The sequence below is a fragment of the Marinobacter sp. NP-4(2019) genome (assembly GCF_003994855.1).
In the GTDB taxonomy this organism is placed as follows: Bacteria; Pseudomonadota; Gammaproteobacteria; order Pseudomonadales; family Oleiphilaceae; genus Marinobacter.
The window spans coordinates 2,972,139-2,993,268 of the sequence record NZ_CP034142.1 but is presented as its reverse complement, the minus strand read 5'-3'; the positions used below and the strand labels follow the sequence as shown (position 1 = coordinate 2,993,268).

The window sequence follows — 21,130 nt, the reverse complement described above, 5'->3', positions numbered from 1 at the left end:
ACACGGAAGTTTAGATGATCGATATTCAACACCACGGCGCCACCACCGGCGTCACCGGCTCCTGCCATGAACTCAACGTTGGCTCCGCCGGCGTCTTGATTGACTGCGGCCTCTTCCAGGGCGAAGAAGCTAGCAAGGGCGCGAATGCCGCGAACCTCGCCATTGATTTTCCCATTGACCACATCCGCGCTTTGATTGTTACCCACGTCCACATCGACCACGTGGGTCGCATTCCCTATTTGCTTGCTGCCGGTTTTGAAGGGCCGATTATCTGTTCGGAGCCTTCGGCCATCATGCTGCCGGAAATCCTGGAAGATGCCCTGAAGATTGGTTTTACCCGGGACCGGGCGCTGATCGAGCGGGTACTGGGGCTGATTCGTTCGCGGATTGTGGCGGTGCCGTATGGGCAGTGGCATTCGGTGTTTGAGGAGGGGCGGTGTTCCCTGAAGGTGAGGTTGCAACGGGCGGGGCATATTCTGGGCTCGGCCTATGTGGAATGCGATGCCCGGGATGGTGATATCCAGGAGCGTATTGTGTTCAGCGGCGATCTGGGCGCACCCCATGCGCCTTTGCTGCCGGAGCCTCAACCACCTGAGAAAGCCGATCGGCTGGTGATTGAGAGTACTTACGGAGATAAGGATCACGAGGATCGGGAAACCCGGCGGTATCGGCTGAAGGCGGTGTTGGAGCATGCGCTGGAAGATGGCGGTACGGTGTTGGTGCCTGCGTTCAGTATCGGGCGGACGCAGGAGTTGTTGTATGAAATTGAGAGTTTGATTGCCGAGTTTGGGGATGCGCCGATCGCGGCTGGGGTGTCGGATTACGCGCCGCGGGGCGGCGCTAATTCGACCTACGATGAAGAGTCCGCCCCCGTAGGTCGGATTAGGCGAAGCCGTAATCCGACAAACCAGCTAACCTGGAACAACCTCGAAATTGTGGTGGACTCGCCCCTGGCCGCAGAATTCACCCGCATCTACCGTGACCTCAAGCCCTTCTGGGACGCCGAAGCCACGGATTTGGTCCAACAAGGTCGTCACCCGCTGTCCTTCGAGCAGCTAACAGTAATCAATGATCACAAGGATCACCTGGAAGCGGTAGAGTACCTGGCCAAAACCCACCGCCCGTGTGTGGTGTTGGCGGGCTCCGGCATGTGCGCCGGGGGCAGGGTGGTGAATTATCTCAAGGCGATGCTGGGGGACAAACGCAACGATGTGCTGTTTGTCGGGTACCAGGCTGCGGGTACGCCGGGGAGGGATATTCTGACTTACGGTCCGCGAGGCGGATGGGTGGCGTTGGATGGTGAACGCTACCCTATCCGTGCCCGGGTTCACCAGGTGGGCGGGTATTCTGCCCATGCAGGGCAATCGGATCTGCTTCGGTTTGTTGACGGCATTCCGCAACCGCCTTCAGAGATTCGGATTGTGCACGGGGAGAGGGGCGCCAAGGTGGCGTTGAAAAATAAGTTTCAAGCGACTGGGCTAATGGGGATAATGATTCCGTAATCGTTCCCTGAAGACACAGTACTGACAGGATTCGTTCTATTATGAAAAAGATCGCCGTAGTCGGCCTTGGATATGTCGGGTTGCCATTGGCAGCCGCTTTCGGAGAAAAGCGCGAGGTGGTTGGTTTTGATATCAATGCAAAGCGCATTGCGGAACTGAAAGACGGAGTCGATTTAACCCGGGAGGTGTCTTCTGAGGAGTTGGCGGCTTCTGCTGGTTTGTCTTTTACGGATTCGCTGGATGGAATTCGTGATTGCCAGATTTATATTGTCACCGTTCCGACACCGATTGATGATTATAAATCCCCTGATTTGACGCCGTTGATTAGTGCCAGTGAAAGTGTGGGAAAGGTGCTCAAGCCGGGCGATATTGTTATTTACGAATCCACGGTTTTTCCGGGCGCGACGGAAGAGGTCTGTGTGCCGGTTCTGGAGAAAATGTCCGGGTTGAAGTTCAATCAGGATTTTTATGCCGGTTATAGCCCGGAGCGGATCAACCCTGGCGATAAAGAACACCGCGTAGCGACGATTATGAAGGTCACTTCCGGTTCCACGCCAGAAATTACCGACGAAGTGGATGCTCTTTATGCCGGTATCATTACTGCCGGTACCCATAAGGCGAGTTCAATAAAAGTAGCCGAGGCGGCCAAGGTGATCGAAAACACTCAGCGCGATTTGAACATTGCGTTGATGAATGAGCTGTCGATGATTTTCGCCCGTCTGAAGATTGATACCCATGAAGTGTTGGCCGCTGCGGGAACGAAATGGAATTTTCTCCCGTTTAAACCCGGCCTGGTTGGTGGCCATTGTATTGGGGTGGATCCGTATTACCTGACTCACAAAGCTCAGGCTATTGGCTATCATCCGGAGGTAATTCTGGCGGGCCGCCGGGTAAACGACAATATGGGCCCCTATGCTGCCGCCGAGTTGGTCAAGGCGATGATCAAAACAGGTCACGTGATCGCTAAATCCCGTATTCTGATTATGGGGTTTACATTCAAGGAAAACTGTCCGGACGTACGCAATACCCGCGTTATTGATGTGGTTAAAGAGTTGCGCGAGTTTGGTTGTGAGGTGGATATCACCGATTGCTGGGTCGACAACGATGAAGCAAAGCATGAATATGGAGTGTCGCTTATCGATAATCCCAAAGCTGGCGATTATGATGCAGTATTGCTGGCAGTGCCTCACCGTGAATATGCATCGCTTTCATCTTCGGAACTTCGGGCTTACCTGAAAGACAATGGTGTTTTGTTTGATCTCAAAGGGGTGTTGCCATTGGGTGAGGCGGATTTGCGACTTTAAATGTGCGAATTACCAGTATGTAAATAAATTACTTTGCCCTTTATCAAGTTATCTATTACTATTTATACGGCTTTTGCTCATCTCCGCTCTTTTGATTATCCATGATTTAGAGCGCCACTGAGTTTTATTAAAACCATCAGATAGAATAAGGGTTTTATATCCATGGCAAAGATCAACGATTACTACCAGAAAAAGCAGCTTATGGAAAAGCTTTCCGCCGAACTGGCTCAACTGGAGCAGGATCAGGCACTGAAACGCGAACTGGAGTTTGAAAACAAGGTTCGTGAGCTGATGAAGTCTTATGACAAGTCTCCAAAAGACGTTCTGCAGATTCTGGGTGCGATTGATCCGTCTGTTGCCGGTGGCAAGGTCGATACCGCTGCTGGTTCCCGTCCCAAGCGCCCGATGAAGACGTACAAGAACCCGCACACCGGTGAAGTGGTCAAGACCCGTGGCGGTAATCACAAGACTCTGAACGAGTGGCGTGAGAAGTACGGTAAGGAAGCTGTGCAGAGCTGGCAGCAGGACTGAGGTACTTTCCTCTCCCCCTCTCCCCCTCTCCCCAACCCCTCTCCCGCCAGGGGAGAGGGGCTAAGTACTCCGAAACTTCGGCGTAGTATTCCCCTCTCAGGGGAGAGGGGCTAAGTACTCCGAAACTTTGGCGTAGTATTCCCCTCTCAGGGGAGAGGGGCTAAGTACTCCGAAACTTTGGCGTAGTATTCCCCTCTCCCCTCGCGGGAGAGGGGCCAGGGGAGAGGGGGCAAGCCACCCCATCTGTGACCCACATCAAACTCCCACCCTCTTTAATCCCCCGTCATCCCCCTATGTGAACCCGCTCACTCTATTGGCTTCAATGCCTGGGCTATAGTGCATTTGCGGCCAATCAGATACAAAACATTACAAATAAAAAGCATTGTAAAAAAAACATTATAAATAGTGCCGCCTGTCCAAGCGGGTACAAATACCAATAACACCGCAGACAGTGAGCCGGGCGTCGGAAATGCAGTAGCAGGCTCATAGACACTAATCAGAGACACAACACAATGAAACAGGATGCGTATGGATACGCTGTCCTCGCACTGGTTTGCCTGGGTATTGCGCCCGTTGCCCAGGCCGAGCTTGAGCCCATTTCCGATCAGGAAATGAGTGAGGTGCAGGGGCAGGGCTTGATGACAATCGAGAACCTGGATGACGGAGCTCACCAGTTCACCCGTATGTCGCTGAACATTGATGCGGAAACCCGGGTCAATGCGGACAATCTGACGTTGGGCAGTATCGACGGCGGCGCTGATTTCCAGGCGACGGATGTCGCACTGGGCCATATCTCCAGGGACGAGACCCGCGTGCAGATTGATGGCAACACCTACGCCGTGGATGAGGTGGTGCCCTTTGTGGGATTGAAGCCTTATATCGAGCTGGCGGAAGTGGGGGATGAGCTGGCGGGTTTCCGGATGGGCTTCAAGCAGGCCCGGGGCACATTGTCTGCGGATATGACATCCTTCAGCGGCCATATTGGCCTTCAGATTAAAGACGCCGACGGCAATCCCACCGCCGCGACCTTATTTGATGCCAATACCAACGCCACCCAGTATCGGGCGAGCCATTTCGGACTTGCTGGCGATACCACCGACTGCAGTGCCGGTGTGCAGTGCGCGCCTCTGAGCTATCTCCGCTCCCTGGATATTGGTGAAGCCGGTGAAGGGGACACAACGGAATTCACCAATGATTTCTTCCTGTCGTTCCAGCGAGAGGGGGTGAACTGGCAGAGCCCCGAGGGCGGCAATGTGATTGAGGCCGCCAAGGGGGTGTTTCTTAATCTGCCGACCAGTATGACGCTGGATAGGCAGGTGTTTGAGAATGGGGTTCCGCGGGAGCGGACCCATTACGTAGATCGTGGTACCGGGATGTTTTGATTGCCGGATTACACTACACTGCGTTCGGTTTATAAACGCAACGCAGGAGTCCTTTCGGTGATCCGTTCTTTCTACTGGCATGACTATGAAACCTTTGGCGTGGACCCAGTCCATGACCGACCCTCGCAGTTTGCCGGTGTGCGTACGGACACCGATTTGAACATTATCGAAGACCCGCTGGTGATCTACTGCAAGCCGACGGACGATTACCTGCCTTCACCCGAGGCCTGCCTGATTACCGGCATCACGCCCCAGAAGGCGATGGAGGAGGGGTACCCGGAAGCGGAATTCATCGCGCAGATCAACGAGGCCTTCAGCCAGCCGGGCACCTGCGTGGTGGGCTATAACAGCCTGCGTTTTGACGATGAGGTGACCCGAAACACCCTGTACCGCAACCTGCGCGACCCCTATGCCCGGGAGTGGCAGAACGGCAATTCCCGCTGGGACATCATCGACATGGTGCGGCTGACCTATGCCTTGCGCCCGGAGGGCATCAACTGGCCCCGCAAGGAAGACGGCAGTCCGAGTTTCCGCCTGGAAGAGTTGACAGTCGCCAACGGCATTAGCCACGAAGCAGCTCATGATGCCATGTCGGATGTGGAAGCGACCATTGCGGTGGCGAAGCTGATCAAGGAAAAACAGCCCAAATTGTTCGATTTCGTGTTGAACAACAAGGACAAGCACTCCGCCCGGGCAATGCTGGATACTGCGTCCATGAAGCCGGTGTTCCACATCTCCGCCAAGTATCCCGCCTCACGAGGCTGCTGCGCCATGGTGGCCCCGGTGGCGGAACACCCCACCAACAAGAATCTGGTGATTGTTTATGACCTGCGGGAAGATCCCAGCGAGCTGATCAACGCCACCGCTGATCAGATTCGTGAGCGGGTGTTTACCTCCCAGGCGGAATTGGGGGAGGGCAAAAGTCGGTTTGCGCTGAAGGGTGTTCAACTGAACAAATGCCCGGTGCTGGCGCCCGCCAATATGCTCTCCACGCTCTCGCCGGAACGCCTGGAAGAGCTGGCGCTGGATGGTGAGCAGCTAAGGGCCAACCTGGCTCTGCTGCGCCAGGCACCGGATCTTCCTGCCCGCATTGCCGACGCCTTCAACCAGGATTTCAACGGCAGTGACCTGACCGACCCGGATGAACAGCTTTATGCCGGTGGTTTTATCAGCAAAACCGACCGCGAGAAACTGAACTGGGTGCTGGAGCAGCCGGTGGAGAATCTGGGTGAACTGGATGTTCGCTTTGAAGACGAGCGGCTTCAGGAAATGCTGTTCCGCTACCGTGCGAGGAACTACCCCAGCACTCTGATCGGCGAGGAAATGGAGCGTTGGGAGATGTTTCGCAGCCAGAGGTTGATGCAGCCCAAGAAGGGCTGGCGGTCGCTGGAGGCTTATGGGCAGGAATTGCAGCGCTTGGCGGCAGATCCGGATTTGACGCCGAAGAAGCAGCAGATTCTGGAGGATTTGCATTTGTATGGGGAGTCGTTGATTCCTTATGTTTGATAAGGATGGCAGCTCTGGGGGAGCTGCCGCTTTTGAAACGCCCCCTCTCCCCCGACCCCTCCCCCGCCAGGGGGGAGGGGAGCTTATGGGTCAGGAATAAGCGGGTGGCACCGTTAAAGCCCCTCTCCCCTGGCGGGAGAGGGGTTGGGGAGAGGGGGAAGACAAGAGGAAGGGCAAGAAGCCCTCTACAAACCAGGGAAGACTCATGAAACAAAGGACCTTCGCCAAACACCTCCGCCGCAACATGACGCAGGCGGAAAACCACCTCTGGTACCACCTCAGAGCCTACCGGCTCAATGGAATACGCTTCAGGCGCCAACAGCCCCTCGGGCCTTACATCGTGGATTTTGTGCACTTCGGTTCGCGGGTAGTCGTCGAAGCTGATGGTGGGCAACACAATGATTCGGAGAGCGACAGAAAGCGTGACGATTGGATGCAGTCGCAGGGCTACAAGGTTCTCAGGTTTTGGAATCACGAAATTTTGCAGCAGATAGAGGTGGTCTTGTCAGTGATATACGACACGGTGACAGAGCGTGATGGAAGTGTTTGCCCCGAAGAGGTTCTGGAAGCTGCGGAATCTGCTCTGGCAGAAGATTGGCTCAAGGAAGAGGAAGATGAGGCGTGGGGGCGTTAGAGGTTGCCCCCTCTCCCCCGGCCCCTCTCCCGCAAGGGGAGAGGGGAGCTCATGGGGAAAGTTACGCGAGTGACACCCAATCGTGTCGACGTACATTCCCCTCTCCCCTTGCGGGAGAGGGGCCAGGGCGGTCCGACGTATCGGAGAGGGGGATAGCCAAATCATTGGCTATCATCACCGCCGCTTCACAAAATAAACACTCAAACCCTGCCCCATCAAACTCTGCACCTCACTCCCCAGCGCCTCAGCCTGAATCTGCTGCTGCACCGGTCCGGTCGCAAGAGTGTGCCCGTCCGTATCCCTGGCTTTGACCAGTTTCCACTCTACTTCGTTGCTCACCATGCCCATCAGTTCCTTGAGCTGGTGCACATCCTGGGGCTGGAACCAGCGGTCGCGGCAGCCGCCCAGGGAGTAGAAGTCGTCTTCCTTCAGCAGGGATTGCCAGATGGCGTCCTGTTTGTTGGTCAGCACCAGGCGGCGGAGCTGGCGCAGGGTGGTGCGGGTGGGTGCCAGTTTGTGGTGGCTGATCAGGTTGCGGATGTGGCGGTCGCCTTCGCTCTGTTCTTCCACGGCGGTGTGCATGTGTAGCACCGCGCCATTCTCTGTCGCGGAGCTGACCAGCGCGGCCAGAGAGACGACAGTCAATGCGGAGGAGGGCAGGCGGCCGACTTCCACCCAGTGTACTTTGTGGCCATCGGCCACGAAGCGCTGGGCGATGGACCAGGGCCAGAAGACGATGTTGTTGATGCCCATGTCGTCGGCCATGCGGGTGGCCTTGGCGATGTTGGCCAGGGATTCGTCCATGGCGATGACTTCCACATCGTCCAGGTAGTGGGCCAGTTCCATGGCGCGCTGGCCGGACTGGGCGCCGCAGACCATGATGCGCATGGTGGCGGATAGGTGGTCCACCGGCAGCTTCAGGTCTTCCGCCATCAGCGTTTTCAGGCTGCTTTTGGAGCGGTAGGCCAGTGTGGACCAACTGGGCCAGGCCTGGGGCACGTCGGCTTTGGCCAGGCACAGCTCTTCGGCTTTCTCATCGAAATTCTGTTTGATGGCTTCTTCCGTGGCGCGATCATAGTAGCTGGCGGCCAGCACCGGCTGCAGGGCCAGCGGCCAATCCACCAGGTTCCATTGGCCCAGGTGTACCGCAAACTCCTGGTGGAACAGGGCGCCGTACATGGCGCTAAGCATCAGTGAGGCCATCATGGCATCCTGAGGTTCGCCCATCACCAACTGCGCGCTGATGCTGTCGTTGATGGCGCTGATCAGGCGATCTTCGTCTTCTTCCGCTGCAAGAGCATAGCCGGTGCGGTCCACGTAGCGGGCAATCGCCAGGGTCAGCGGCTGGAGTTCGTCCCGCAGTTGAACGGTTTGCGCTACTTCGGCGGTAATTGCGCGGCGGAGCAGGGTGACCAGCTCTTCCACGGCGGGATTTGGCATCAGGGTTTTTTCCAGGGCCAGGATCAGCAGTTCGTCTTCGCTGGCGGCGTCCAGGAATACCTGCGCCTGGGGGTTATCCAGGTCGTATTGCTGGTGGATGATGGCCCCCACGAAGCGGCCGATTTCCTGATGGGGCAGGCCGTCCCTGCTGAGCAGGGCTATGGCATCCTGCGCCAGGGCGGTGTCTGCCTTCTGTACGTCCAGGTGTTCGGCGCAGGTGAGCATGCCGCTGTAAACGGAATCCCATTGGGCGCCGGTTTCCAGCAGTTTGCGGTAGTGCAGGTAGGCCACATCAAACTGGCCCTGAAGGCGTTTGGCGTGGGCCACACCACAAAAAGCGGCGGCGGATTGCCGGTCGATGTCCAGGGCCTGCAGGAAATACTGCTCCGCCAGGGCCGGGCGTTCACTCTTCATCGCCCAGTAACCCAAATTGGTGTACTGCTGCGCCTGGTCCGGTTGCTGGCTCAGGCTGGCGTTGAACAGCGCGTGGGCTTTTTCAAGCTGGCCGTCGTCCAGCTCTACCCTGCCCAGCAGTCCCAGTGCACTCGCATTCTCCGGCTCCAGTTCAAGCGCCTCGGTCAGATAGCCCCGGCACTCCTGCCTCGCCTTCAGCCGTTGAACAAACGACCCCGACGGGCTGTTGGATTCACCGTAGGCAAGGTTTGCCTGCAGTACCAGCCGGGCAACATGCGCCTGCCGGGAATCGGATACCTGAATGTGATGCTGTGCGTGCATGGGACACCTCTTAAGACCTGCTATGGTTACCGTTTACTCGTTTACCCCTGCAGCAACTGCAACACCTGCTGCGGCCGCGCATTGGCCTGCGCCAGAACGGACAGGCCGGCCTGCTGTAGCACCTGGGTGCGGGCCAGCTCGGCGGATTCGGCAGCGAAATCGGCGTCGCGAATTCGGCTGTTGGAGGCTGACAGGTTCTCGGAGGTGGTGCTTAGGTTGGCGATGGTGGATTCGAAGCGATTCTGGACCGCACCGAGTTCGGCACGGATGCCGTTGATGCTCTCGATCACATAGTCGACGGAGATCATGGCCAGGTCAGCACCATCCTGGGTAGAGATATCTGTGTCGTTCAGGTTGACCGTATTCGCCGCAGCTGTCGCTGCCACGGTCTGGGTGGTGCCGCCTGGATCTATCGCTACACTGAAATCTTCTCCGAACTGCGAAGAGAGGATCAGCTCTTCGTTGGTCCGGTCCATGTTTACACTCACACCGGTGTTAGGCGACTGGGCGTTGATTTGACCCAGGACGTCCTGCAGGGACCCGGCATCTGTCACCGTTACGTTAGTGAGTGCGCCGTCGATCCCGGTAATGTCGAAAGAAATGTCAGTGGTTCGCCCTTCATTGAAAATGGTTTCGAGCGTGTCCCCGGTACCGTCAGTGAGCTGGAGCAGGTCTGTGGTCTGATTGATGGTGGAGCCGAGTTGGGATCCCCGAGTATCAAAACCGGAAACGCTGATGGTTTCGCCGGCATTTGCGCCAACCTGGAAGGTCTGGGTTATAAGACTGCCGTCGAGGACTTTGAGGCTGTTGAAGGAAGTTTGGCCAGAAATTCGATTGATCTCTTCCACACGCTGTTGAACTTCTGCGTTCAGTGCTGCTCTGTCGGAGGGGCTGTTCGAAGCGTTAGCTGCCTGAACGGCCAACTCACGAATTCTCTGCAGGTTGTTGGTGATCTCGTCGAGCGCGCCTTCGGTGGTTTGAGCGAGAGAAATACCGTCGTTGGCATTGCGCTGCGCCATATTAAGACCGGTGATCTGCGATTCAAATCTTTCAGAAATGGCGAGTCCAGCGGCATCGTCTTTTGCGGAATTGATCCTCAGGCCGGAAGACAGTCTTTGAAGCGCTGTGTTCGCATCAGACTGTGACGCATTCAGGTTTCGCTGGGCGTTAAGTGAGGCAATATTCGTGTTGATGATCTGAGGCATGGGTATTCTCCTGTCTTGCCGGCTCGATTATCGCGTTGTTGCCGTTTTCAAAAGTAAAGCGAACATCATGCCAATCGCTGTTTGTGTTTTTAAGGTATTGATTTGTATGTGAGAATTCTAAGTTCGAAGATGCTTGTCGATTTGGATGGCATCAGATATAGGCAGTCGATTGCCGCTTTTTTGACGTGTAAACCGTTCACTATCGGTAGTCAGCAGGAGCCACCGGGAGTCGGTGGGTGCCCACGGTTTTGTGGTAACCTTCAGTGAAAATAACTGTTTGAGTAGTGGTTGCTATGGCTGGTAAATCGTTAATGTTGGTAACTGGCGCCGATGGCTTTATTGGGTCTCACCTGACTGAACTTCTGCTGCGTGAAGGATACGAAGTGCGGGCCTTGGCGCAATATAATTCCTTTAATAGCTGGGGGTGGCTGGAGGATATTCCTTCGCTTGGTCAGGTTGATGTCCGGTGCGGAGACATTCGTGATCCGCATTTTTGTAAGCATGTGACCAAAGGCGTTCATACGGTTTTTCACCTTGCCGCATTGATTGCTATCCCATACTCCTATCTGGCCCCCGACAGTTATGTGGATACCAACGTAAAAGGTACATTAAACATCTGCCAGGCGGCGCTTGAAAATGGCGTCGAGCGGATCATTCATACTTCCACCAGTGAGGTTTATGGCACTGCCCGGTATGTGCCGATTGACGAAAACCATCCGCTCCAGGCGCAGTCGCCTTACAGTGCTTCGAAGATTGCCGCCGATGCTATGGCGATGAGCTTCTACAATGCTTTCAATCTTCCGCTTACGATTGCCCGCCCCTTTAATACTTATGGTCCGCGACAATCCGCACGCGCCGTGATTCCTACGATCATCAGTCAGATAGCTGCAGGACAACGTGAAATAAAGCTGGGGGACACAACGCCAACACGTGACTTCAACTATGTTGAAGATACCTGTGAGGGGTTTCTGGCATTGGCCCGGTGCGAGACGGCAATAGGAGAGACCGTGAATATTGCCTCGAATAATGAGATTTCCGTCGGTGATACCCTGAACATGATCCGTGACATCATGAACAGCGAGGTATCCTTTATAACCGATGAGGAGCGTATGCGCCCCGGGAAGTCGGAAGTGTTTCGCTTATGGGGCGATAACACGTTGATCCGGGAGCTCACCGGTTTCGCGCCACGCCATGATCTTCGTCGCGGCCTGACCAAAACCATTGACTGGTTTACCCGGGCGGATAATCTTGCCCGATATAAAGCTGATATCTACAACGTATGATTTCTTCCGCCTGTGATCAGTTAATCGAGTTTGTGCGGGATCATTACAGCACAAATGAATTCATTCCCCTGCACGCACCGGTTTTTCGTGGAAATGAAAAGGCTTATGTCACAGAGGCCATCGATTCGACCTTTGTTTCGAGTGTAGGCGGATTTGTTGATCGACTTGAATCGGAAGTGGCGACATACACCTCCAGCCCGAGGGCGGTCGCAACCGTAAATGGCACGGCGGCCCTGCACGTTGCGTTGCGTCTGGTTGGCGTGGCGCCTGATAGCTACGTGATTACCCAACCGCTGACCTTTGTTGCAACGTGCAATGCGATTGCTTATTGCGGCGCAACCCCGATCTTTCTTGATGTGGATCGGGAGACGCTGGGTCTGTCGCCGCAAGCGGTCGAGCGTTGGCTTGAGGAACATGCTATCAGGGATGCCGAGGGTGTCTGTCGTGAGCGGGTTAGTGGAAAAGTCATCCGAGCCTGCCTGCCAATGCATACGTTTGGCCATCCTGCGGATATTGATGGCTTGGTGCGCGTATGCCGGCAATGGGGGCTGGCTTTAGTCGAGGACGCAGCGGAGTCATTGGGGAGTTTTTATAAGGGGCGACACACGGGCACCATCGGCGACATTGGTACGCTCAGCTTCAACGGCAACAAGATCATGACAACCGGGGGCGGGGGAATGATTCTGTCCGGACAGGTGCTTGCAGAGCGTGCAAAACACCTCACCACTACAGCGAAGCAACCTCATGCCTACGAGTACGTTCACGATGAGATTGGCTACAACTACCGCATGCCTAACCTGAATGCGGCACTTGGTTGCGCCCAATTGGAGCTGCTTGAAGATTTTATTCGGGAAAAGCGACGTCTCGCCGAAGCTTATTCCAATTGTTTCAGACACAGCAGCCTCGATTTCATCAGTGAACCCAAAGACTGTCGAAGCAACTATTGGCTGAACGCCGTTTTATGCAGTGACCGTTCAGAGCGTGATGCGCTGCTGAAACTGACGAACGATCGGGGTGTGATGACCCGGCCAGTCTGGCAACTTATGAATCGACTGCCCATGTATAGAAATGCGCCTGCGGGTGATCTGAGCAATGCGCAGTGGCTGGAAGAGCGGCTCGTTAACCTACCGAGCGGTGTTAAGGCGGGAGGACCTGACTGATGCGACGCATTGCGGTGTTTACCGGAAGTCGTGCCGAATACGGTTTGCTGTACTGGCTTATGAAGGAAATTGAAGCTTCGGCGTCCCTGGAATTGAACGTTATCGTTGGCGCAATGCACCTGTCTCCCCGGTTTGGAGACACATGGAGGTGTATTGAAGAGGATGGCTTCAAGATTGATGCGAAGATTGATTTGTTGTTGTCCTCGAATACCGGTGTTGGTGTCGCCAAGTCGATCGGGTTGGGGACTATTGGTATGGCGGACGCTTTGGAACGGCTGGCACCCGACGTCCTGGTGATTCTGGGCGATCGTTTTGAGGCCTTGGCCGCGGCTCAGACTGCACTGGTAATGGGCATTCCTATTGCCCATCTTCACGGCGGAGAGCTTACTGAAGGCGCATACGACGACGCTATCCGTCATGCCATCACCAAGATGTCGACCCTGCATTTTGTCGCGGCCGAAGACTATCGGCGCCGCGTCATTCAACTGGGCGAAAGTCCGGAAACGGTTTTTAATGTGGGTGCAGTTGGTCTTGATCATGTGATGCGCACGCCAAGGTACACCCGGGACGAGCTCTCCGAGAGCCTTGGCTTCGCCCTGGACAGGCCTTTTTTCCTGGTGACCTATCACCCGGTGACAGCAGCTATGGAGCCTCCGGAAGAAAGCTTCCGGGCATTGCTTGACGCATTAGACGGCTTTACGGATCACAATATTATTCTGACCTATCCCAATGCGGATAACGGCAGTGAATCTTTAATTTCGCTATTGGAATCATTCGCCGAACGGCAACCTCACAGGGTGTTGGCAATCAGGTCATTGGGATTCCGCCGTTATTTGTCGGCGGTAGCGGAAGCTGATGCTGTTATTGGTAATTCGTCAAGCGGTCTGATCGAAGTGCCTGGTCTCGGAGTTCCTACAGTCAACATCGGGCAGCGCCAGGCGGGGCGTCTTGCTGCCGATTCCGTAGTGCACTGTGATGCCGAAGAAGTGAGTATTCGAAAGGCAATCGAACACGCTCTGCTTCCTTCCTTCAGTGAATATTGCGCGAATGTCAGTAATCCATACGGGGCAGGTAATGCCGCTGGCAAGATAGTAAAGATTCTGGCTTCACAGCCGTTATTGAGAAATAAGCACTTTCATGACATCAGGTAGTCATCCCATGGGCAAATCCAACATCTATATCATTGCCGAGGCGGGCGTTAACCATAACGGTGATCTGGATCGGGCGATGGCCCTGATAGATGTTGCTGCAGCTTCCGGGGCTGACGCGGTAAAATTCCAGACGTTCAGTGCCAAGCGACTGGCATCCTCCACGGCGCCGAAGGCGGCATACCAACAGCGCACAACCGATGCCCACCAAAGCCAGTTGGAAATGCTGCGGGCACTTGAGTTGCCGCCTGAATGGCATGAGCCCTTGCAGCAGCATGCCCGGCAAAAAGGTATTCAGTTTCTATCCACGGCGTTCGATAGAGAGAGTCTCGCCTTCCTGGAAACCCTCAACCTCCCGTTGTACAAGATTCCTTCGGGTGAGCTCACCAACGGCCCTCTGCTTTGGGATTTCGCCCGCACTGGAAAACCACTCGTTGTTTCCACCGGCATGGCGAGTCTCTCTGATGTAGAGCAAGCGTTGGCTGTGCTTTGTCATGGTATGCATGAGGCCGAGGAACCTGATTCCTTGCATGCAGTCTGGCGGTGCTGGAGTGATGGCATGGCCCGGACCAGATTACAGGAGCGGGTCAGTTTGCTGCATTGTACTTCGCAGTATCCCACTCCTCTGAACGAAGTGAACCTTTTGGCGATGGACACCTTGAGCAAGGCATTTCATCTGCCAGTGGGCTACTCCGACCATACTCAGGGAAACCTGGTTGCTTTGGCAGCAGTGGCACGTGGAGCACGGATAATCGAAAAGCATTTCACCCTTGATCGCAGTCTTCCCGGGCCAGATCATAAGGCCTCGCTGGAGCCGGATGAGCTGACTGCGCTGGTGAGAGATATCCGCTCCCTGGAACTAGCGTTCGGGGACGGTTACAAAGGGCCTCAGCCCAGTGAATGGGATACCCGTCGTGCCGCGCGGCAAAGTCTTGTGACCGCCCAGGATGTGCGTGAAGGAGAGGTGTTTACCGGGCAGAACGTGACAACGGGGCGCGCAGGTGGCGGCCTCTCAGCAATGCACTACTGGGATCAGATCGGGCAGAAGGCGCAGCGGGATTATAAAGCGGGAGAGACATTATGACCCGCGTTGACGGCGAGTCTCTGCCGGTCATCGTGTTGGGCGCTGGTGGGCATGCGCGGGTTCTGATTGATTTACTGACGGAGTGCCGGGTTCCGATACTGGGAGTTTGCGACCCGGTTCTCGCATCCTCTCAAACTGCTAAGTGGCAGGGTTTGTCAGTGCTGGGAGCAGACGACATAGTTGATGAGTTCGACGTTAATGAGGTGGCCCTGGCCAATGGCGTGGGCTTCTTGCCACAGTCACTCAGCCGGCGAAACCTTTTCTGTGCAATGAAAGCGAAAGGTTTTCATTTTCCGGAGTGGGTTCACCCAACGGCATTCGTATCCCGGAGCACGGAGCTTCATAGCGGAGCACAGATTATGGCAGGAGCGACTGTGCAGGTTGGTTCCGTGATCCACGAGAACGCCATTATCAATACCGGCGCGTCCATTGATCATGAATCTACTGTCGGGCCTCATGTCCACGTAGCACCCGGAGCAACGATTTGCGGGAACGTTACAATTGGAGAAGGTGCCTTCATCGGGGCCGGTGCGACAGTAACTCAAGGGGTGAGTGTCGGTGCGAGGTCGGTTATTGGGGCGGGCGTGACGTTGCGTCACGATGCGGAGCCCGACAGCACATACCGGCTGGCTTCTACACACTATCAATCCAATATCAGGCGCCGGGGGCTCGAATGAAGAAATGGCAGTCAGTTTTGGTCTCACCAGAGACACCGTTAGCCGATGCAATCGAGGTTCTGGATAAGGGAGCTTTACGTATCGCCCTTATTGTTGATAGCGACGGCAGGCTTTTGGGAACGCTGACAGATGGAGACCTTCGCCGGGCCCTGATCAGGCATGTGCCGATGGACCAGCCAGTTGCTGACGTGATGTGTTCCAGACCTCGGACAGGCCGGAAGGGCTGGAGTCACCAGCGTATTCTGTCGGTTATGGAGAATGCCGAACTTTTGCAGCTGCCTATGGTGGATGACGAAGGGCGAGTTGTTGGCCTGGAGACTCTGCATTCGTTGTTGGACAAGCGAATGCTTGATAATCCGGTTTTCCTGATGGCTGGGGGGTTCGGCACACGGTTGAGGCCATTAACCAACACCTGCCCAAAACCCATGTTGAAGGTGGGGGACAAACCGATACTGGAACTCATCCTTGAAAGCTTTATCGATGCTGGCTTTCACCGCTTTTTTATCTCAACCCACTATCTGCCCCAGATGATCAGGGACTATTTTGGAGATGGCAGCCATTGGGGGGTCACTATCCGCTATATCCATGAGGAAGAGCCGCTGGGGACCGGCGGAGCACTTGGACTGCTTCCTCATGATGAGATAGACCTGCCGCTGATCATGATGAACGGAGATCTGCTGACCACACCCAATTATGTGGGCTTGCTGGACTTTCATCAGGAACAGAATTGCGCGGCCACGATGTGTGTGCGCGAGTTTGAGTACCAGATCCCTTACGGCGTCGTTCAGAGTGAGGGCACTCATGTCCGGAGCATGGTCGAAAAGCCGGCCCATAAGTGTTTTATCAATGCGGGAATGTATGTCTTGTCTCCCGAGCTGGTAAAGAGCGTTAAGCCGGGAACCAGGGTAGACATGCCGACAGTGCTGGAGGGCATTATTGGAAAAGGCCGGAAGGTAGCCATGTTTCCGCTTCACGAGTACTGGCTCGACGTAGGTCAGATGAACGACTTTCAGAAAGCGCAGGATGAGGTTCAGGGTTTGTTGAATGACGGTTCGTGATCGCAACCTGGTCATTATCCCTGCCAGGGCAGGGAGTCGTCGGCTGCCTCGTAAAAATGTTTTGCCCCTGGCAGGAAAACCGATGATTTGCTGGACGATTGAGGCAGCTCTTGAGGCCAATATATCGACAAGGATCGTAGTTACGTCCGATGATCCGGAAATCCTGAAACTGTTGCCGCATTATCCGGACACCGTTATCGGTGTTAAGCGCCACCCAGACCTGGCCACTGACTCAGCTGCAACAATTGATGTGGTACGTGACGTTATTGCCCGTGAAGAACGGGCTGGATACCATCCGGATACAATTATCCTGCTTCAACCCACCTCCCCGCTAAGGCAGAGCGAAGATATCAGGAATGCCGTTGAGATCTTCAGGCGTGGAGGTGGGGAATCTGTGGTTTCAGTTTGCAAGGTTGACCATCCTCTGGCGTGGTGTGGACAGGTGGACTCTGATGGGAGATTGCATGGACTGGACCTGAAAACTCCCAGGCGGTCTCAAGAATATCCCGCTGACTATCGTCTTAATGGGGCTGTGTATGTTGCGGGGATGAGTACAGTAAAGGAACACGGTTCGCTGTTTTCCGATTCACTGCTGGCGTGCGTTATGCCTCGGGAGCGCTCGATTGATGTCGACGAAGAGTTGGACTTCGAACTCAGTCGCCTGATGCTGGAAAAGAGGACTGAAAATAGCCGGAAGTAAGGGGAGACTTTTGGTGATCATCACCTGAAATTTTGAAGTGCCAATAAAAGAGATGAGCCATGCTGGACTTTTCAAAACTGACTGAAGAAGATTTCATAGCCCGCAAGATAAAAAATCTTCAGTTTTTCAATACCTATTACAAAGGTATCTACGATCACTTTCTGGATTTGCAGTTGTCGCGGCTTGAGCTGTCCATTACGCCGGGATCGAAGGATGTTGATGTCTTGGAAGGCGGGGCGTCCCTGTATCCCAACGGAGCAGTCGATACTGCTGGCAAGGAGGCCAGGGATTTTATCCGTATGTTCTCGGAGAGAAAGCGGATAAAAAATTTCAGGCTCAGAACAGCGACAAAACTCCCCTATCAGCGGTTCGCTTTGGACCTTATTTATCAATGCGCCAGCGAATCTCCGGTCTCCGCGCGCCCCTTTGCGGGCTACATTTTTGACGAGTTCGTACCATCGGTTGTGTTTCTCGGTGTGGGGTTGGGGCTTCATATTGATGAAATAACAAGGTCCATCGATATTGTTAACGCCATTATTTATGAGCCGGATCCGGAATTTTTCGCGCTTAGTATGTTTGTTGTGGACTGGCAGGCTGTTTGGGCGAGGTTTGAGAAGAAAGGGTACAGCTTATCGTTCGTCATCTCATCCAACTATAATTCAGACGAGCATGTCCGGATGCTCGAAAATGAAATGAAGAAATCCATTCCTTTTCATCCGGATTTCACCGTCTTCCTGAGCCATCGTTCTGATGAGCGCCTTATAAAGATATTTGAGGGTGTGCGGGATCGTTTGCCGGTGATTAATGCCAACTGGGACAACCTCGATCGACAGGTTGATCACCTGAATCAGCAGCTTCATAACCTTGAGAGACACCCGCCAATAATCTTCCCGCGGCAATGTCAGGCCGTTGAGCGACCGATTGTCATTGTGGGTAGCGGGCCCTCGCTGGACAACCGAATCGAATCTATAAAAGCGCACAGACGCAGCATTGTTCTGATGAGTGCAGGTACTGGTCTTCGTGCTTTGTTGCGGAATGGCATCGAGCCTGATTTTCATGTTGAGCTGGATTCGGACTTCGTCATTTACGACATCATCAGTAACTCCGGTCTGAGCCCGGACAATAATATCGTCCTGTTTGCCAAATCCACGGTTAATCCCCTGGTGACTGATCTGTTTTCGGAAGTCTTTCTGTTTCACAGCGCGGAAACGAATGACTATCACTTCTTGGGGCATAGCGAGGCCTTTGCCGGGGCTTCCCCTACCTGCACCAATGCCGCTCTCAGTCTGGCCACCAATCTGGGCTTCCGGAATATTTTTCTTGCCGGCTCCGATTACGGCTTTTTGTCGGAAAGCAGTGACCACTCGGAACACTCCGTTTATGGAGCGCTAGATAACTCCGACTTTGTGCAACGGTTCCAGGCGACTGTCGGTGGGCGTAAATCGGAGGTTCTCGAAGTAGAGTCGGTGGATGGTGGAACAATACTCACGAGAGGGGACTACCTATCTGCCAAAATCAAAGCCGAGGACTTGATCCGTGCCCATAACAGGCGTGCCAGTCCCCCTGCGTTCTATAACCTTTCTGACGGTGCCAGGATTGAAGGTGCTGATTGGGTGTCACCAGAAGCCTTTCCGGATCTTGTTCAGAGATTGTGTGGCAATTCCGGGGAGCTGACGGCTTTTCAGGAGGCGCTCAGGAAAGAGGCCGATCACGTAAGCCAAAAGCTGATTGACGAGCGCCCTTCTGAGCTTGGAAGGGAGCTAAAGCAGCGATGTGCCCGCTTCGAATCGCTAATCAAAAAATCACCTTTATCCCGCCGGGTGGACGGTGTTCGACTGGCCAATGCGATGCGTGTGGAGCTTCGTGATGTATCTCGTAAAAGAGGGATGTCTGAGAATGGCGGTGTGCGATTGATGGCTTTCCAGTTGATGTGGGGGTCTACATTGCAATTTATCTACCTTCTTCTGGCTCACGGCCTGGCGTGCGAGGATGACGAGCTCGAGACATTCTTCCATACTTGGCGAAAGACTTCGCTGGAGTTTTTTGCCGAGATCCCCCGTGAGTACAATGAAAAGGTTTTGGTGCGCCTGCCAAGGGAGGAAGACAGCAGACTATTCAGGTCGTTCGCGTATGAAGGGCAATGAACTGACACTCATTACAATCTTTTACAAACTAATTTCTAAAGAACTGGTTGAGGGCGCCGTTAATTGAAGTAACGGGGCGGCGCTCAAAGAACGACAGGCGTCAGGCCTGCCACACCAAAGACTGAAATAGTTTGTAGGAGATTTACCATGGCACTTGGCATAAACACTAACGTTGCTTCCCTCAATGCCCAAAACCAGCTGGGCAAGTCCCAGAGTCTTTCTGACCAGGCTCTGCAGCGCCTGTCTTCTGGCCTGCGTATTAACTCCGCAAAAGATGACGCCGCCGGCATCGCAATTGCCACCCGTTTCGATGCTCAGATCCGTGGTCTGACCGTTGCACAGCGTAATGCCAATGATGGTATCTCAATGACGCAGACCGCCGAAGGTGCACTGAATGAGACAGTTGCCAACCTTCAGCGTATGCGTGAGCTGGCCGTCCAGGCCTCTAACGGTTCCAACTCCGCCGATGATCGCGCGGCGTTGAACGAGGAATTTGTTGCCCGCCGGGATGAAATTACTCGAATCGCTCAGGATACGACCTTCAACGGTCTGCAAATTCTTGATGGTACCGAAACAACTGCCATCGGCATTCAGGTCGGCTCTGAAGCTGGTCAGCGCATTGATATTGACTTTACTTCACCGATGACAGCAGGTTCGGCTGGCCTTGCTATCTCTGGTAACAGCATTACTGCGGTAACGGCTGCGAGTAGCGCAATCCTGGCTTTGGATAATGCTCTGGATACTGTTAACACCGCGCGCAGTGATCTGGGTGCTGTGCAGAACCGGTTCGAGAGCACAATCAACAACCTGGGAACCAGCATCGAGAACCTGAGTGCTTCCCAAAGCCGGATTCTGGATGCTGATTTCGCCGCAGAAACCGCAAAGCTGGCGAAGGCGAATGTGCTTCAACAGGCAGGTATTTCTGTCCTGGCGCAGGCGAACGCTCGTCCGAACCAGGTGCTGTCTCTCCTGCAGTAAGGGATGCGGTAGACTTCCGGCCTCTCCTCGGGAGGGGCCGGTTTTCTCCGTAGTTAAAGAAAACGAGGTGAGCCATGAATGACGTGAATCTGAATAGCCCGGATTTGAAGCTGGTTCGCTCTGGCGAGAAGGCTCCGGCTCGGGCGTCTGCGTCACCTCGGGCAGAAGGCACCGATGCTTCCGCTCTGGCAGCAAGCTCGGAATCTGGCGCTTCTGCATCCATCCAAACGATTTACTCTAACGCAGAAACGCGCGCCTCCTCTGCAGCTGAGAGGCTGGAAAAGCGCAGTGAGGTTCAGAGAGAGCAATTGGATGATGCGGTGTCGAAGCTGAACGATTATGTTCAGAACGTCCAGAGAGATCTGCAGTTTGAAGTGAATAATGAGCTGGGTGAGACCATCGTCCGTGTCGTCGATCAGGAAACCCAGGAAGTTATTCGTCAGATTCCAGACGAGGTTGCTATGAGGTTGGCAGAAAACTTGCAGCAGGATGAACCGCTGACATTGTTCAACGTCAAAGTGTAATTCTTTGCCGGTTGAGTCGCCGTTGAATAATGGTGTTTCAGCGCCGCCGCACCCTGATGGGTCCGGCGGCTTTGTTCGTAATGGGGTGCTGGTTGAATTACATTGCGTAACAAATTGCCGGGTAGAATGGGCAAA

The 21,130-nt window shown here is 54.6% G+C and carries 18 protein-coding genes; 16 read left to right on the top strand and 2 right to left on the bottom strand.

The features are described 5' to 3' along the window. The first annotated feature begins 14 nt into the window (after positions 1-14). The 6 genes from EHN06_RS13640 (at position 15) to EHN06_RS13615 (ending at position 6,859) form a co-directional block, all read left to right on the top strand. Complete coding sequence (locus EHN06_RS13640; RefSeq protein WP_127333091.1) at positions 15-1,502, top strand: MBL fold metallo-hydrolase RNA specificity domain-containing protein; 1,488 nt, start codon at positions 15-17, stop codon at positions 1,500-1,502. A gap of 41 nt (positions 1,503-1,543) precedes the next feature. Continuing rightward, complete coding sequence (tviB, locus tag EHN06_RS13635) at positions 1,544-2,806, top strand: Vi polysaccharide biosynthesis UDP-N-acetylglucosamine C-6 dehydrogenase TviB (protein WP_127333090.1); 1,263 nt, start codon at positions 1,544-1,546, stop codon at positions 2,804-2,806. A 162-nt stretch (positions 2,807-2,968) separates the two neighbouring features. Continuing rightward, positions 2,969-3,337 (top strand): histone-like nucleoid-structuring protein, MvaT/MvaU family, encoded by a 369-nt coding sequence (locus EHN06_RS13630; RefSeq protein ID WP_127333089.1) that lies wholly within the window; start codon positions 2,969-2,971, stop codon positions 3,335-3,337. Positions 3,338-3,849: 512 nt separating this feature from the next. Continuing rightward, positions 3,850-4,719, top strand: coding sequence for a hypothetical protein (locus EHN06_RS13625; RefSeq protein WP_127333088.1), 870 nt, complete (start codon positions 3,850-3,852; stop codon positions 4,717-4,719). A 57-nt stretch (positions 4,720-4,776) separates the two neighbouring features. Beyond that, positions 4,777-6,225, top strand: coding sequence for an exodeoxyribonuclease I (gene sbcB, locus EHN06_RS13620; RefSeq protein ID WP_127333087.1), 1,449 nt, complete (start codon positions 4,777-4,779; stop codon positions 6,223-6,225). A 205-nt stretch (positions 6,226-6,430) separates the two neighbouring features. After that, positions 6,431-6,859 (top strand): endonuclease domain-containing protein, encoded by a 429-nt coding sequence (locus EHN06_RS13615; RefSeq protein ID WP_127333086.1) that lies wholly within the window; start codon positions 6,431-6,433, stop codon positions 6,857-6,859. A 174-nt stretch (positions 6,860-7,033) separates the two neighbouring features. Here EHN06_RS13615 and EHN06_RS13610 read toward each other — a convergent pair whose 3' ends face one another. Next, the gene (locus EHN06_RS13610) at positions 7,034-9,034 is read right to left on the bottom strand and encodes a tetratricopeptide repeat protein (protein ID WP_127333085.1); all 2,001 of its coding nucleotides are present in this window, start codon (positions 9,032-9,034) and stop codon (positions 7,034-7,036) included. A gap of 41 nt (positions 9,035-9,075) precedes the next feature. After that, positions 9,076-10,239: a flagellin gene (locus EHN06_RS13605; RefSeq protein ID WP_127333084.1), complete on the bottom strand. Its 1,164-nt coding sequence runs from the start codon at positions 10,237-10,239 to the stop codon at positions 9,076-9,078. 293 nt (positions 10,240-10,532) lie between these two features. Between EHN06_RS13605 and EHN06_RS13600 the strand changes: the two genes are divergently transcribed. From EHN06_RS13600 to EHN06_RS13555, 10 genes are all read left to right on the top strand, one after another. Further along, a complete protein-coding gene (locus tag EHN06_RS13600) occupies positions 10,533-11,522 on the top strand; it encodes an NAD-dependent 4,6-dehydratase LegB (protein ID WP_127333083.1) in 990 nt (329 codons plus the stop codon). Continuing rightward, the gene (locus tag EHN06_RS13595) at positions 11,519-12,682 is read left to right on the top strand and encodes a LegC family aminotransferase (protein WP_127333082.1); all 1,164 of its coding nucleotides are present in this window, start codon (positions 11,519-11,521) and stop codon (positions 12,680-12,682) included. Before EHN06_RS13600 ends, EHN06_RS13595 begins: the two co-directional genes overlap by 4 nt. Further along, positions 12,682-13,833 carry a UDP-N-acetylglucosamine 2-epimerase gene (gene neuC, locus EHN06_RS13590; protein WP_206075662.1) on the top strand — a complete coding sequence of 384 codons (1,152 nt, stop codon included), beginning with the start codon at positions 12,682-12,684 and terminating at the stop codon, positions 13,831-13,833. The genes EHN06_RS13595 and neuC overlap by 1 nt, the downstream gene beginning before the upstream one ends. A gap of 7 nt (positions 13,834-13,840) precedes the next feature. Further along, complete coding sequence (neuB, locus tag EHN06_RS13585; RefSeq protein WP_127333080.1) at positions 13,841-14,914, top strand: N-acetylneuraminate synthase; 1,074 nt, start codon at positions 13,841-13,843, stop codon at positions 14,912-14,914. Beyond that, complete coding sequence (locus EHN06_RS13580) at positions 14,911-15,591, top strand: acetyltransferase (protein ID WP_127333079.1); 681 nt, start codon at positions 14,911-14,913, stop codon at positions 15,589-15,591. Before neuB ends, EHN06_RS13580 begins: the two co-directional genes overlap by 4 nt. Next, entirely contained in the window at positions 15,588-16,649 is a 1,062-nt protein-coding gene (locus tag EHN06_RS13575) for a nucleotidyltransferase family protein (protein WP_127333078.1), read from the top strand. The genes EHN06_RS13580 and EHN06_RS13575 overlap by 4 nt, the downstream gene beginning before the upstream one ends. After that, positions 16,636-17,349 (top strand): cytidylyltransferase domain-containing protein, encoded by a 714-nt coding sequence (locus tag EHN06_RS13570; protein WP_127333077.1) that lies wholly within the window; start codon positions 16,636-16,638, stop codon positions 17,347-17,349. The genes EHN06_RS13575 and EHN06_RS13570 overlap by 14 nt, the downstream gene beginning before the upstream one ends. A gap of 59 nt (positions 17,350-17,408) precedes the next feature. Next, positions 17,409-19,493: a motility associated factor glycosyltransferase family protein gene (locus EHN06_RS13565; RefSeq protein WP_127333076.1), complete on the top strand. Its 2,085-nt coding sequence runs from the start codon at positions 17,409-17,411 to the stop codon at positions 19,491-19,493. 147 nt (positions 19,494-19,640) lie between these two features. Further along, positions 19,641-20,471, top strand: a complete 831-nt coding sequence (locus EHN06_RS13560; protein WP_127333075.1) for a flagellin domain-containing protein — start codon at positions 19,641-19,643, stop codon at positions 20,469-20,471. A 74-nt stretch (positions 20,472-20,545) separates the two neighbouring features. Continuing rightward, positions 20,546-20,995, top strand: coding sequence for a flagellar protein FlaG (locus EHN06_RS13555; RefSeq protein ID WP_127333074.1), 450 nt, complete (start codon positions 20,546-20,548; stop codon positions 20,993-20,995). The last annotated feature ends 135 nt before the right edge of the window (positions 20,996-21,130 follow it).

Bases quoted from the DNA above. Each gene is read 5' to 3' on its own strand.
- EHN06_RS13640 (WP_127333091.1), top strand. From the start codon at position 15: ATGATCGATATTCAACACCACGGCGCCACCACCGGCGTCACCGGCTCC.
- tviB (WP_127333090.1), top strand. From the start codon at position 1,544: ATGAAAAAGATCGCCGTAGTCGGCCTTGGATATGTCGGGTTGCCATTG.
- EHN06_RS13630 (WP_127333089.1), top strand. From the start codon at position 2,969: ATGGCAAAGATCAACGATTACTACCAGAAAAAGCAGCTTATGGAAAAG.
- EHN06_RS13625 (WP_127333088.1), top strand. From the start codon at position 3,850: ATGAAACAGGATGCGTATGGATACGCTGTCCTCGCACTGGTTTGCCTG.
- EHN06_RS13615 (WP_127333086.1), top strand. From the start codon at position 6,431: ATGAAACAAAGGACCTTCGCCAAACACCTCCGCCGCAACATGACGCAG.
- EHN06_RS13610 (WP_127333085.1), bottom strand. From the start codon at position 9,034: ATGCACGCACAGCATCACATTCAGGTATCCGATTCCCGGCAGGCGCAT.
- EHN06_RS13605 (WP_127333084.1), bottom strand. From the start codon at position 10,239: ATGCCTCAGATCATCAACACGAATATTGCCTCACTTAACGCCCAGCGA.
- EHN06_RS13600 (WP_127333083.1), top strand. From the start codon at position 10,533: ATGGCTGGTAAATCGTTAATGTTGGTAACTGGCGCCGATGGCTTTATT.
- EHN06_RS13595 (WP_127333082.1), top strand. From the start codon at position 11,519: ATGATTTCTTCCGCCTGTGATCAGTTAATCGAGTTTGTGCGGGATCAT.
- neuC (WP_206075662.1), top strand. From the start codon at position 12,682: ATGCGACGCATTGCGGTGTTTACCGGAAGTCGTGCCGAATACGGTTTG.
- neuB (WP_127333080.1), top strand. From the start codon at position 13,841: ATGGGCAAATCCAACATCTATATCATTGCCGAGGCGGGCGTTAACCAT.
- EHN06_RS13580 (WP_127333079.1), top strand. From the start codon at position 14,911: ATGACCCGCGTTGACGGCGAGTCTCTGCCGGTCATCGTGTTGGGCGCT.
- EHN06_RS13575 (WP_127333078.1), top strand. From the start codon at position 15,588: ATGAAGAAATGGCAGTCAGTTTTGGTCTCACCAGAGACACCGTTAGCC.
- EHN06_RS13570 (WP_127333077.1), top strand. From the start codon at position 16,636: ATGACGGTTCGTGATCGCAACCTGGTCATTATCCCTGCCAGGGCAGGG.
- EHN06_RS13565 (WP_127333076.1), top strand. From the start codon at position 17,409: ATGCTGGACTTTTCAAAACTGACTGAAGAAGATTTCATAGCCCGCAAG.
- EHN06_RS13560 (WP_127333075.1), top strand. From the start codon at position 19,641: ATGGCACTTGGCATAAACACTAACGTTGCTTCCCTCAATGCCCAAAAC.
- EHN06_RS13555 (WP_127333074.1), top strand. From the start codon at position 20,546: ATGAATGACGTGAATCTGAATAGCCCGGATTTGAAGCTGGTTCGCTCT.